Source organism: Arthrobacter sp. 2762 (assembly GCF_040548745.1).
In the GTDB taxonomy this organism is placed as follows: Bacteria; Actinomycetota; Actinomycetes; order Actinomycetales; family Micrococcaceae; genus Arthrobacter.
Genome location: NZ_JBEPSI010000001.1, coordinates 1 through 13427 on the forward strand (window position 1 = coordinate 1; position 13427 = coordinate 13427).

General features: G+C 62.1%; 6 protein-coding genes. 1 reads left to right on the forward strand and 5 read right to left on the reverse strand.

The window, feature by feature from the left end; all coding sequences use genetic code 11:
• Positions 1 to 367: 367 nt before the first annotated feature.
• From ABIE18_RS00005 to ABIE18_RS00015, 3 genes are read right to left on the reverse strand one after another with little or no spacing between them, the layout of a single operon-like run.
• Positions 368 to 4024 carry a 1,4-alpha-glucan branching enzyme gene (locus tag ABIE18_RS00005; protein ID WP_499720600.1) on the reverse strand — a complete coding sequence of 1219 codons (3657 nt, stop codon included), beginning with the start codon at positions 4022 to 4024 and terminating at the stop codon, positions 368 to 370.
• 1 nt (position 4025) lies between these two features.
• Positions 4026 to 5822 (reverse strand): maltose alpha-D-glucosyltransferase, encoded by a 1797-nt coding sequence (gene treS, locus ABIE18_RS00010; protein WP_499720602.1) that lies wholly within the window; start codon positions 5820 to 5822, stop codon positions 4026 to 4028.
• Positions 5822 to 7882, reverse strand: a complete 2061-nt coding sequence (locus ABIE18_RS00015; RefSeq protein WP_499721350.1) for an alpha-1,4-glucan--maltose-1-phosphate maltosyltransferase — start codon at positions 7880 to 7882, stop codon at positions 5822 to 5824. The genes treS and ABIE18_RS00015 overlap by 1 nt, the downstream gene beginning before the upstream one ends.
• 152 nt (positions 7883 to 8034) lie before the next feature.
• Between ABIE18_RS00015 and glgP the strand changes: the two genes are divergently transcribed.
• Positions 8035 to 10659 (forward strand): alpha-glucan family phosphorylase, encoded by a 2625-nt coding sequence (glgP, locus tag ABIE18_RS00020; protein ID WP_499720603.1) that lies wholly within the window; start codon positions 8035 to 8037, stop codon positions 10657 to 10659.
• A gap of 135 nt (positions 10660 to 10794) precedes the next feature.
• Here the strand turns inward: glgP and ABIE18_RS00025 are convergent, their stop codons facing one another.
• Both ABIE18_RS00025 and glgX read right to left on the reverse strand, forming a co-directional pair.
• Positions 10795 to 11154 (reverse strand): barstar family protein, encoded by a 360-nt coding sequence (locus ABIE18_RS00025; protein WP_224166499.1) that lies wholly within the window; start codon positions 11152 to 11154, stop codon positions 10795 to 10797.
• A 120-nt stretch (positions 11155 to 11274) separates the two neighbouring features.
• Positions 11275 to 13389: a glycogen debranching protein GlgX gene (gene glgX / locus ABIE18_RS00030; RefSeq protein WP_499720604.1), complete on the reverse strand. Its 2115-nt coding sequence runs from the start codon at positions 13387 to 13389 to the stop codon at positions 11275 to 11277.
• Positions 13390 to 13427 lie beyond the last annotated feature (38 nt).

Below are 13427 nucleotides of genomic sequence, written 5' to 3' on the forward strand. Positions count from 1 at the left end.
CACACTATTGAGTTCTCAAACAACAGACACTAACCGGCACCACCGGACCCTTACAGGGCCACAGGATCGCTCCGGAGCAACTTTTCAAACTTACCGGCTGGATCTCTCGGAGTCAAATCGGCAAGCTTGACTTGATTTTTCCTTGCGGTTTCTTGTCAGCTTGGCGATCTCCACTCGGGGACCAGCGCGGGTACTAACTATACCCCTACTCAGCCGAGATGGCAAAGCCACTCAGGGAGGGGCTCCTTGGGCACCTCAGCTACCCCCCCCTACGGAGCCAGGGAGGGCCTGGAGCACGCGGCTCCGGACCCTCCCTGCTCTTGAAGAAGTACCCGGGTATCGAAGGACTGCCCGGCTCTTTGAAGAACTACTCGGCCAGCGTGAACCAGGACGCGCCAAGCGGCGGGAGTGTTACGGTCAATGCCGCTGGCTGGCCATCCGTCCCCGGCGAGGCAGCCTTCAGTGTTCCAGCGTTGAGGACGCCCGAGCCACCGTACGTCTCGGAATCTGTGTTCAGGACTTCAACCCATTCCCCTGCTTCCGGCACTCCCAGGATGTAATCCTTGTGCGGGCCACCAGAGAAGTTGACTGCACACACCAACGGCTTGCCATCGTGGTCCCAGCGAATGAAAGTCAGGACATTGTGGTCGGCGTCTCCACCGTTGATCCACTGGAAGCCGCCGGGTTCGTTGTCGCGGACATGCAGTGCAGGCGTTGACGTGTAGAGGCCGTTAAGGTCCCGGACAAGGAGTTGGAGTCCACGGTGGGCCGGGATGTCCGCCAGGAACCAGTCGAGTCCGTACTGCTCGGACCATTCGGCTTCCTGGCCGAATTCGGTGCCCATGAAAATGAGCTGCTTACCGGGGTGTGCCCACTGGTAGGCGAAGAAGGCACGGAGGTTTGCCAGTTGCTGCCAACGGTCACCGGGCATCTTGCGAAGCATTGATCCCTTGCCGTGGACTACTTCGTCATGGCTGATGGGCAGGAGGAAGTTCTCCGAGAAGGCGTAGACCATGGAGAACGTGATGGTGCCGTGGTGCCACCGGCGGTTGATGGGGTCTTCGGAGATGTATTTCAGGGAGTCGTGCATCCACCCCATGTTCCATTTGAGGCCAAAGCCGAGCCCACCGTGGTTGGTAGGGGCGGTGACACCGGGGAATGCGGTGGATTCCTCTGCGATGGTGACGGCGCCAGGGTGCGTCTTGTAGACGGTCGCGTTGACCTCCTGCATGAAGGAAATAGCCTCGAGGTTCTCGCGGCCACCGAACTTGTTGGGTCGCCACTGTCCTTCTTCGCGCGAGTAGTCCAGGTAGATCATTGAGGCCACGGCGTCCACGCGCAGTCCGTCAATGTGGAATTCTTCAAGCCAATAAAGTGCGTTGGCAACCAGGAAGTTCCGCACCTCGGTGCGTCCGAAGTCGAAGATCAGGGTGCCCCAGTCCGGGTGTTCGCCCAGGTTGGGATCTGAGTGCTCGTACAGTGCCTCGCCGTCAAAACGGGCGAGCGCCCAGGAATCCTTGGGGAAGTGCGCAGGGACCCAGTCCAGCAGGACACCGATACCGGCCTGGTGCAGGGAGTCCACGAGGAACCGGAACTCATCCGGGTGCCCGAACCTGGACGTAGGCGCAAAGTAGGACGTGACCTGGTAGCCCCAGGAACCGCCGAAGGGGTGTTCTGCCACGGGCATGAATTCCACGTGGGTGAAACCAAGCCACTTCACGTAGTCAACCAGTTCCTTGGCCAGTTCCTTGTAGCCCAGGCCAAGGCGCCAGGATCCCAAGTGGACTTCGTAGACGCTCATGGGCGAGTTGTGCGGGTCCTTTTCGGCACGCGCTGTCATCCACTCCGCGTCCTTGAAGCGGTAGCTGGAGTCCACCACGCGGGATGCCGTCAGTGGCGGAACTTCCGTGCCGAAGGCCAAGGGGTCAGCCTTTTCCAGCCAGTGCCCGGACTTGCTCAGGATCTCGTATTTATAGCACGCCCCTGCTACAACCCCGGGAATGAAGACTTCCCAGACACCGGACGAGCCGAGGGAACGCATTGCGTGGCTACGGCCATCCCAGCCGTTGAAATCACCCTTGACCCGGACCGCTTGGGCGTTCGGGGCCCAGACAGCAAAGGAAACACCGTCTACTTCACTCAGCGAAGAGCGGTAATGCTGGACGTGGGCGCCAAGGACATCCCAGAGACGCTCGTGCCGGCCTTCGCCGATCAGGTGCAGATCCACCTCGCCCACGGTAGGCAGGTAGTGGTAAGGGTCATCAATGGTAATGGGTTCGGCGTCGTAAACCACTTCCAGACGGTAGTCCGGAACATGGCCGTGCTGCAGCGGATCCAGGACAGCGGCCCAAATGCCGTTGGCCTCGTGCTCCATGGCAGTGCGTCCGGCCTCCGTCACCACCGTCACCGACTTGGCGAGATGCTTAACGGTCCGGATGGTGACGTGGCCGTGATCGTCCAGGTGGGCGCCGAGCACGGAGTGTGGTGCGTGGTGGGCTCCAGCTGCCACGCGGGCCAAGGTCTCGGAGTCCACATGCAGGGGAACTCGGGGCCGTTCGGTGCGTGCAGAGCCTGTCATTTCATTACCTTCCGCTGTAGCCGCGGCGTGCTTGCCGCGGCTCGTGTTGTCGAGGATTTGCCGTGATGCGTTGACCGGAATGGACAGCCAGTCCGGCCGGTTCCGCAACTCATAGACCACCTCATATAAGGCCTTGTCCAGCCACAATGCCACAAAGAGCGGCGAGCGGCGGTCAATGGTTCCCGGCATGACTTCGCTGTATCCGGCCAGGAACGCTGTGGAGCAGTCATCCGCCCATGACGCTGGCACCTTGGCTTCGGCGTTCTCACGGACAGCGGCTCCTGCCGCGTAGTCGAAGGAGCGGAGCATTCCCACAACGTCCCGCAAGGGGAGGTCAGGCGTGTTGCGCTCGTTAATGGTCCGGAGGGGCTCGCCTTCAAAGTCCAGGATGGCCCACCTGCCCGGCGCCCCATCCTTTCCGGGAACCTTGAGGATCTGGCCAAGGTGGAGGTCGCCGTGGACGCGCTGCAGCTGGCCCACATCGCGGGGATGCAGCGTGGCCAGCAGCTCTTCGAGGTTGCCCTCATAAGGCCCGACGGCGGAAGCCGCTTCTGCCCATGACTGGCGGACGCGCCCGGCCAGGGTCGCAATGATGTCGGCGCCCTGCGTTTGGCCATCCAGTGTGCCGAAAGTTTCCGCGAGCCTGGCGTGGACCGTTGCTGTTGCCGCACCGAGTTCGTGGGCCTCTTTGGTGAAATCGGCACCGGCTGCAGCGGCCTCGACAGCCAGCCTCCATGCATCCAGTCCCCCCAGCAGGAATTCATGGGCCACTGTGAGCTCGCCGGTGGCCGAACCACTTGGGCCCTGACCATCCCAGGAACCCGTGATCCAACCCAACGTTGCCGGGACCTCGGTTGTCCCTGCTGCCGTCAGCGCAGCACCCAACTCCACCTCGGGATTCTTGCCTGCCGCCAACACACGGAAGATCTTCACGATCGCCGTCGAACCGCCGTCGTCAATGATGACGGACGTGTTGGACTGCTCGCCGGACAGCACGCGGACCGAGGTGGGCCCTTCCGGAAGGGCCACACGGCCCCGGACGAGATGGCCCGCAGCGAGGCCATCACCCACGGTGTCCTCCCGGCGCATGAGGTCCAGCCACGCCGTGATGAACTCGGTGTCGTAAACGGCGTCGTACACCAGTCGCAGCCCCAGTTCCGGATCCGCGACCTCCCCCAGCAAGGCAGTGGGAGCATCCGGCAACGGCTGGCTTCTGAAGCTCAACGGTACCTGGACAACGTCGGTCCGGGGACCGCCGTCGGCCGTCCGGTACGTCACGGCGAGCAGTTCAACCTGCAATCCGGCGCTACCTTCCGGGTATGGGAGGTTGAAGCCGCCGACGCGCTCCAGCGTAAAGTCGGGGCTCTTCACCGGGAACCAGCGTTTGGTGGGAAGCCAGCTCCGGAGAAGACTTTCGATCGAGGGGTTAAGTGTTCCCTTTTTCATCTCATCCTTTGGTCGACACCACGGGAATCGCCTGGGTAAATGGCGATGAGGGGTTGGAAAATGCTGAGCGCAGCCGCAGCCAATAGAAGTTGTGGCTACCCAGCATGACCGTCAAATGGCCGTTGTCCCCAACGGCCGGGAATGTCTGGCCACCGAAAATGTCGCGGAAGCCCCTGCCGGCGTATTCCGGCAGATCCAGGGTGGCGGCCACCGGATGCTGTGAAAGGTTGAAGACGCAAAGAATGGTCTCCGCGTCCTCGCCTTCAGGGTTGCCCGCCGGCAGTTCCCGGACATAGGCCAGAACTACCTCGTTGTCCGCTTCAATGTGGCGGAAACTTCCCAAGCCGAACACAGGGTGATTCCTTCGCACGCTCAGGATCTGCCGGGTCCATCGCAGCAGTGAGCCTGAATGCGCTGCCTCCGCTTCAACGTTGGCCATGCTGTAGTTGTAGACCAGCGACTGGATCACCGGCAGGTACAGCTTGCCCGGGTCCGCGCCCGAGAAACCCGCGTTCCTGTCCGGGTTCCATTGCATGGGTGTGCGGACGGCATCACGGTCATCAAGCCAAATGTTGTCCCCCATGCCGATTTCGTCCCCGTAATAGAGGAAAGGGCTACCTGGCAGGGAGAGCAACAGAGCGTTAATGAGCTCAATCTCAGCCCGGGAATTGTCCAGCAGCGGAGCCAGCCTCCGCCGGATACCAATGTTGGCGCGCATCCTGGGGTCCGGCGCGTACCAGCCAAGCATGGCGGCGCGGTCGTCCGCGCTGACCATCTCCAGCGTGAGTTCGTCGTGGTTTCGCAGGAAGGTCCCCCACTGGGCGCCCTTGGGAATCTCCGGAGTCTCCCGCAGGGTCTGGATGATCGGAGCCGCCTTCTGGTCCCGCAGGGCATAGTAGAGCCGGGGCATGATCGGGAAGTGGAAAGCCATGTGGCATTCCGGGGCTTCCTCGGTGCCGAAATACTCCACCACCTCGTGAGGTGGCTGGTTCGCCTCGGCGATGATCACGCGTCCGGGGTAGTTGGCATCCACCATCCTGCGCAGGTCTTGCAGGAAGGCGTGGGTGGCCGGCAGGTTCTCGCAGTTGGTGCCTTCCTCCTCGAAAAGGTACGGAACGGCGTCCGCGCGGAAGCCATCGATTCCCTGGTCCAGCCAGAACCGGATGACGTCATAGAGTGCCTCGATGACTTTAGGGTTCTCGAAGTTCAGGTCCGGCTGGTGGCTGAAGAAGCGGTGCCAGAAAAACTGGCGCCGGATGGGGTCGAAGGTCCAGTTGGATTCCTCCGTGTCCACAAAGATGATGCGCGCATCCTGGTATTTCTCATCCGTATCGCTCCAGACATAGAAATCGCCGTAGGGACCCGTGGGGTCCTTCCGCGATTCCTGGAACCACGGATGCTGGTCCGAGGTGTGGTTCAGAGGGAGGTCGATGATCACCCGGACGCCGCGGGCGTGGGCCTCCGCCACGAGGCGCTTGAAGTCGCTGATGGTGCCAAACTCGTCCAGCACCGAGGTGTAGTCGGCAATGTCATAGCCGCCATCACGCAACGGGGAATGGAAGAACGGCGGCAACCAGAGGCAGTCAACGCCCAGCCATTGAAGGTAGTCCAGTTTCTCGATCAAGCCGTGGAAGTCACCGGAGCCATCCCCGTTGGCATCCGCAAAGGCCCGCACCAGTACTTCGTAGAAGACTGCCTTGCGGTACCAGTGCGGATCATGCTGGAGACCGGGGGCATTCAGCTCGAAGGTGTTCTTCGGAGTGAAGTACTGGCTCGGGTTTTGCGGAGAAAAACTCACTAAGGCTGCCTCCGGATACTCAGGATGTGTGCGGGCTCCACGTGTGCGTCGAGCCTGACGTAGTTGTGTTCACCCCACCACCAGCTTTGCCCGCTGATCAGGTCATCCACCAGGAACCGGCCGTCCTCGTTGAAGTCCGCAGGGTCCAGCTGCAGGGCAGCCAGGTCCAGGGAGACGGTGCTTTCGCGGGTGCTGTGCGGATCCACGTTGACCACGATGATCAACGTGTCCTTGGTGCCGTCCGGCAACGTCTTGTGTTTGGAATAGACGATTGTTGCGTCATCGGTGCTGCTGTGCAACGTCAGGTTCTGCAGGTCGCCCAGGGCAAGGTGGTCCTTGCGGATGGTGTTCAACCTGGTGATGTACGGAGCCAGCGTGCGGCCGGACGCGGCAGCGCCTTCCCAGTCCCTGGCCTTGTACTCGTACTTTTCGTTGTCGATGTACTCTTCTGCCCCCGGCCGTGCCACGTGCTCGTACAACTCATAACCGGCGTACATTCCCCAGACCGGGCTTGCTGTCGCGGCAAGGACAGCCCGGATGCGGAAGGCCGCGGGACCGCCGTACTGGAGGTACTCCGTGAGGATGTCAGGCGTGTTCACAAAGAAGTTGGGCCGGAAGAAAGCCGCGCTCTCGTGGCTGACCTCATGGAAATACTGCTCCAGTTCGGTCTTGGTGTTCCGCCACGTGAAGTAGGTGTATGACTGCTGGAACCCTGCCCTGCCCAATGCGTGCATCATGGGTGGACGAGTGAAAGCCTCGGCCAGGAAAACTACCTCTGGATTCTTTTTGTTGATCTTGCCAATCAACCATTCCCAGAACCAGACAGGCTTTGTATGCGGATTGTCCACGCGGAAAATCTTCACGCCATGGCTGATCCACAACTGCACGATCCTCAGGATTTCCTTTGAAAGGCCTGCGGGATCGTTATCGAAGTTCAGGGGATAAATATCCTGGTATTTCTTTGGCGGGTTTTCTGCGTAGGCGATGGAGCCATCCACACGGGTTGTGAACCATTCCGGGTTTGACGTTACCCAGGGGTGGTCAGGGGCTGCCTGCAACGCCAGGTCCAGTGCAACTTCAAGTCCGAGCTCGCGGGCGTGGGACACAAAAGCGTCAAAATCTTCAAAAGTGCCCAAATCCGGGTGGATGGCATCGTGGCCACCGTCCTTGGAACCAATAGCCCACGGCGAACCCGGATCCTGCGGGCCCGGTGTCAGCGTGTTGTTGCGGCCCTTGCGGTGCTGGAAACCGATCGGGTGGATTGGCGGCAGATAGATAACGTCAAAGCCCATCTCCGCAACCGCTTCCAGGCGCTTGGCTGCGGTGCGGAAGTTGCCCGAGGTCCAGATACCTGTGGCGTGATCCAAAACCGCGCCCTCGGAGCGGGGGAAGAACTCATACCAGGAACCACGACCGGCGAGATCACGTTCCACCTGCAGCGGGAACGGCTCCGAAACCGTCACCAGCTCGCGGATCGGAACGCGTCCGACGGCGGCCAGCACCTCTGGGCTGAAACCGGCACCAAGGCGCTCCTCGGCAGATTTGGTGGTGTCGGCAAGGACAACTGAAGCAGCACGCAAGGCGCGCTTCTCCGCAGCGGTGCGACCGGCGTCGTCCTCGGCTGCCTCCGAAAGGAGGGCGGCGCCCTCGGCGAGCATCAACTCAACGTCAATGCCGGCGCCCACTTTCACTTCCGCGTTGTGGTGCCACGTTCCATAACGGTCATGCCAAGCCTCGATGACGAAAGACCACGCGCCCGTGCCGGACGGCGACAGCAATCCCTCCCAGCGGTCCAGGCCTTTCCAGCGCTCATCCTTGGCCGGTGCCATGCGGACCCGCTGGCGCTCCTTGCCCTTGGGATCGAGCAGGACGGCGGAGACGCCGAGTTGATCATGTCCTTCACGAAAGACGGTCGCGCCGATGGCGAGATCCTCACCCGGAAGGGCCTTCGCGGGGAACCGGCCACCCTCAACCACCGGCTGGACAGCCGTGATGGGGAACCGGCCGAAGCGAAGTCCGGCGGTGATGTCCGTTTTCGTCTTGGATTTCAAAGCGGTCATGGTTCGCGAGGTATTCGTCACAACCACGACGTTAGCGACAAAAATCCAAGAATGCTAAGCACACGAGCCATCTTCGCGACGCAAGATGACTTTTACCTAAAAGAAACCCAAACCAGTTCCGACTGCCATGTGAGTCCGTTAGTGTGGCGCTCGTGAAGGCAATTCGAAGATTTACAGTCCGTACCGTCCTCCCTGAGCCCATCCGGCCGCTGGCCCGCTTGGCGACCAACTTGCGCTGGTCCTGGCACCGGCCCACCAGGGAACTTTTTGCGAGCCTTAACCCGGCTCTCTGGGAGGCCGCGCAGCATGACCCCATCGCCCTCCTGGGGTCCATCAGCAGGGAGCAACTGCAGGACCTGGCCAGCAACGGCGAAGTCGTTAGCCGGGTACAGGAAGCTGCAGCCGATCTGGACCGCTACCTCAGCGAGCCGCGCTGGTACCAGGGCCTGGGTGAAGAAGCCCCGGCCTGCATCGCCTACTTCTCGCCGGAATTCGGCATCACCGAGGTTCTCCCCCAGTACTCCGGTGGCTTGGGCATCCTTGCCGGCGACCACCTCAAAGCCGCATCGGACCTCGGTGTCCCGTTGATCGGCGTCGGGCTGCTTTACCAGGCCGGCTACTTCAAGCAGTCGCTGTCCCGTGACGCCTGGCAGCAGGAAACGTATCCGGTACTGGACCCGGACGGCCTGCCGCTGACGCTCCTGCGCCAGCCCTCCAAGGACGGCGTTCCCGGCAAGCCGGTGCACATTTCGCTTCCGCTTCCCAACGGCCGCGAGCTTCACGCGCATGTGTGGCGTGCCGACGTCGGACGCGTTCCGCTGCTGCTGCTCGACTCCAACGTCCCCTCCAACGACGAAGCCGCGCGTGGCATCACCGACCGCCTGTACGGCGGTGGCGGCGATCACCGCCTCCAGCAGGAACTGCTGCTGGGCATGGGCGGCGTCAAGGCCCTGCGCGTCTACCAGGAACTGACGGGGATGCCCGCGCCGGAGGTCTTCCACACAAACGAAGGCCATGCAGGATTCCTGGGAATCGAACGCATCCAGGAAGCGATGTCCGACGCCAATGATCCCCTCACCTGGGACGAAGCCCTCGCAGCGGGACGTGCATCTACCGTCTTCACCACGCACACCCCCGTACCGGCAGGAATCGACCGCTTCGAGACCCTCCAGATCAAGCACTTCTTCGAAGCCGGGCTCGCCCCTGCGGTACCCGTGGACCGGATCCTGGAACTCGGCCGGGAAAACTACGACGGCGGCAACCCCTCGGTGTTCAACATGGCAGTCATGGGCCTGCGCCTCGCGCAGCGTGCCAACGGCGTGGCCAAGCTGCACGGCGTAGTTTCGCGGGAAATGTTCTCCGGTCTCTGGCCCGGATTCGACCACTCCGAAATCCCCATCACCTCCGTGACCAACGGCGTCCACGTTCCCACCTGGGTGGACCCACGGATATCCTCCCTGGCACGGCAGCAGTTCGGCGCAGAAGCCGAAGCCCTGGGCCGTTGGGACCTCGCCTACAACGTCAGCGACGAGGACGTGTGGGGGCTCCGCAAGCAACTGCGTACCCAACTCGTCGAAGACGTCCGACGCAGGCTGCGCGCCTCATGGAAGACACGCGGTGCTGCCGACGCCGAGCTTGGCTGGACGGACAGCGTACTGGATCCGGACGTGCTGACCATCGGCTTCGCCCGAAGGGTGCCCACGTACAAGCGACTCACGCTGATGCTGCGCGACCCCGCGCGACTGAAGGCCCTCCTTCTGAACCCCAAACACCCCATCCAGTTGGTTATTGCAGGCAAATCGCACCCCGCAGACGACGCCGGCAAGAAAATGATCCAGGACCTGGTCCGGTTCACCGACGACCCCGAGGTGCGCCACCGGATCGTGTTCCTCCCGAACTACGACATCGCCATGGCCCGCACCCTCTTCCCCGGCTGCGACGTCTGGCTCAACAACCCACTGCGCCCGCTGGAAGCCTGCGGCACGTCCGGAATGAAGGCAGCCATCAACGGCTCGCTCAACCTCTCCGTCCTGGACGGCTGGTGGGACGAAATGTACGACGGCGAAAATGGCTGGGCGATCCCCACAGCCAACAACGGCGCATCCGCAGATGAACGCGACGACATCGAAGCTTCCGCACTCTACGAGCTGCTGGAAACCCAGGTGGCACCGCGCTTCTACGGGACCACCGTGGCCCAAGGCGCCGGCGCAGCAGGACCCTCCGAATCCAGCCGCGAGACCGTGCCCACCCACTGGGTGTCCATGATCAAGCACACCCTGGCGAACCTGGGCCCGGCAGTCTCAGCCGAACGCATGCTGCACGACTACGTCAACAACCTGTACTGCCCCGCAGCAGTAGCCGGACGCCGGGCCACCGCTGAATCGTTCAAGGAAGCCAAGGAACTCGCGGCCTGGACCTCCAAGGTCCGCAGCGCCTGGCCTGAGGTCGTCGTGGAACACGTCGACTCCGTCGGAGTGTCCGAAGAACCCCAGGTCGGCGACACCCTGCAGGTCAACGCCTACGTGGCACTCCACAACCTGACCCCCGACGACGTCTCCGTGGAAGTAGCCTTCGGTCGCGCCGAGGAATCCGACGAGCTTGAGGACATCGTCGTAGCGGAACTGGACTCCCTGGAGAACCTCGGCGGCGGACGCCACCTCTTCCACGGCGACCTGGTCATCAACCGCTCAGGGTCCTTCGGCTACACCGTCCGGGTGTTCCCGAAGCACTCGGCGTTGGCTTCCAAAGCTGAACTGGGGTTGATCGCGAACGCCTAGTCCGTAACCAGACGACATCCGCCGGATGTCAGTCATCCTCCGCGTGCTGCTCCTTCGTCGCTTTGACGCACGCTTCCGGATAACTGGCATCCGGCTTTGTTGTTTGGTTAGGCGAGGCGTTGCGACTTATGAAATTTAGTTTTCGAAGACGGCGATGACTGCGAGGTCGCGGCCTGCGTAGCGTTCGGCGTCTTGGAGGATTTCGCAGACCACGCCGAAGGAGCGGTCCGTACGGTAGGCCGCTGGGACTTGCCAGATCATCGTGACGGGAGTGCCGTCGTCGTCGGACAGGGCGTCTGCGAAGTCATGCAGGGAGTCGTTGAGGGCGTCCAGGTTCACGCCGTAGTACTCCGGGAAGTCCAGGACCTGGCCAAAGACCTCCAGGACGCCCGACTTTGTTGTCGCCGGCGGGACGAGGATGGTCCTGCGCCCGGCGTCTGCCACCTGCTCCTGAAGTTCTTCGATGGTCCAGGTGTCTGCGGAATAAATCTTCATGGGCTCCTACTTGCCTTCGACGATGAACTTGAACGAATCGTGCAATCACCAGAGACGACGGCAATCACCAGAGCTGCGAAGGCCAGCAGTTTGCTGCTGCTCCGTTTCATGCAGGGGCTCCTAGGTGCGATAAATGTTGATGGTGTTGGCTTGCAGGATATCCCGCTCGCCTGACGCCACCAGCGCACCCTTCCGGCGTTCATGCAGCACCGAGGTCGTGAACCGGAGTTCGAACATGCGCTTGCCGATGCCAGTTTCGCTGAGAATCTCGGGAAGCACCATCTTCACGTCCTGGTTGCTGCCGTTCACCACGATCAAGCCACGGATTTCGCTGTCCTCATGACCCATCAGGAGCTGAATGGAGCGTGCGTTGGGATCATTCCAACGCGCGGGCGTCATGCGCTTTCCCTTGTCGTCGAACCATTGCAGGGTGGAATCATTCGCGTGGGCGGGGAAGCTCTCGGGCTGGTGGCGCAGGAACCACCGGCGAAGCCTGACAAGCTCCCTGGTGGTCTGGAACATGGCGTTGGCTTCCTGGGTCCGGCTCCAGTCCAGCCATGCAGTGGGATTGTCCTGGCAGTACGCGTTGTTGTTGCCGTGCTGCGTACGCCCGATCTCATCACCAGCGGTGATCATGGGTACGCCGATGGACAACAATAAGGTAGCCATCAGGTTCCGGACGGAGAGCGCCCGGGCAGCCACGATTTCCTCGTTCTCGCTGCGGCCTTCAACGCCATGGTTGTAGCTGCGGTTGTCTCCGTGGCCGTCGCGGTTCTGCTCACCGTTGGCCTCGTTGTGCTTTCGGTCGTAGCTCACCAAGTCCTTGAGCGTGAAGCCGTCGTGAGCCGTGATGAAATTGACCGAGGCCAAGCGCGTGCGGCCGGACGGCGCGAACAGGCTCGCCGAACCCGCCATCAGCTCAGCCAGCGAGGCCACTGAGCCGCCTTGGCCGCCGCCCTCAATCGCAGCGCGGTCGGACAGCCAGAAGCGCCGGACGCCGTCGCGGAAATGATCGTTCCAATCGGACCATCCCTGAGGGAACCGCCCTGTCTGCCAGCCGCCGTAACCCACGTCCCAAGGCTCGGCGATGAGCTTGACCCCGGACAGGACCGGATCCTCGGCAATGGCCCGCAGGAACGGATGATTCGGATCGAATTGGTTGCCGGCATCCCGGCACAACGTCACGGCGAGGTCGAAGCGGAAGCCGTCCACGTGGAAGTCATTCACCCAGTACCTCAGGGAATCCAAGGCAAGGTCCACCACCGTGGGATCGCTGAAATCCAGGGTGTTGCCGCACCCGGTGGTATCCAGATACCGTCCATGCGCATCGTGCCGGTAGTAGCGCTTCTCCGCGAGGCCGCGGAAACTCAACGCAGGCCCGTCCGGTCCTGCTTCCGCGGTGTGGTTGTAGACCACGTCCAGAATGACCTCGATGCCAGCAGCGTGGAGCAACTTGATCATGCCCTTAAGCTCGTCCTGCACAGCGTGGGGGCCAGCGTTCCGCGCAGCCTCAGTGGCGTAGTCGGAATGAGGGGCAAAGAAGGCCGCGGTGTTGTATCCCCAGTAGTTCGTCATGCCCAGGTCCTGAAGGTGGGACTCGTCCAGGTGGAAGTGGATGGGCAGGAGTTGCACGGCAGTGATTCCAAGCTCGGTCAGATGCTGGATCATCACGGGGTGCGCCATCCCGGCATACGTTCCGCGGAGGTGCTCCGGGATATCCGGGTGAAGCATCGTCTGACCACGGACGTGGGCCTCGTAAATGACCGACGTACGCATGGGCGTCCGCGGCGGCGCGTCGTCTCCCCAGTCGAAGTCCGATGCCATGTGGACACTCGTGAGGAATTCGCCCCGCTGATCCACAGCGCGACCATAGGGATCCAGCAACAGCGACTGTTCGCCGTCGTCATCAACATCCAGTGCCGGTACTGACATCGGCAGCCCGCCCTCAAGCGGGGCAGCGCGGAAACCGTACCGTGTGCCCGGCGGCATGCCGCTGACGATGCCAAAGTGCACACCGTCCTCCAGATTGGGAAGGGTGTGAACCCGCCAACCATCACCCGGTGCCTGGTACGCCACTTCAACGCGTTCCAGGTCAGGAGCAAACACTGCAACGTTGACGTTGTCTGTCTGCTGGGTGACGGCATCAAAGAAGTCGGGCTGGGGCTTGCTCAGTCCGAGGGGCCTGCTGCGCGACGCATCCAGGGCGGCTGCTGGGTCCAAAATAGGCATAACCATTGCTTGCAAGTTTAGTTCCATACAGGATGAGTGCTGAG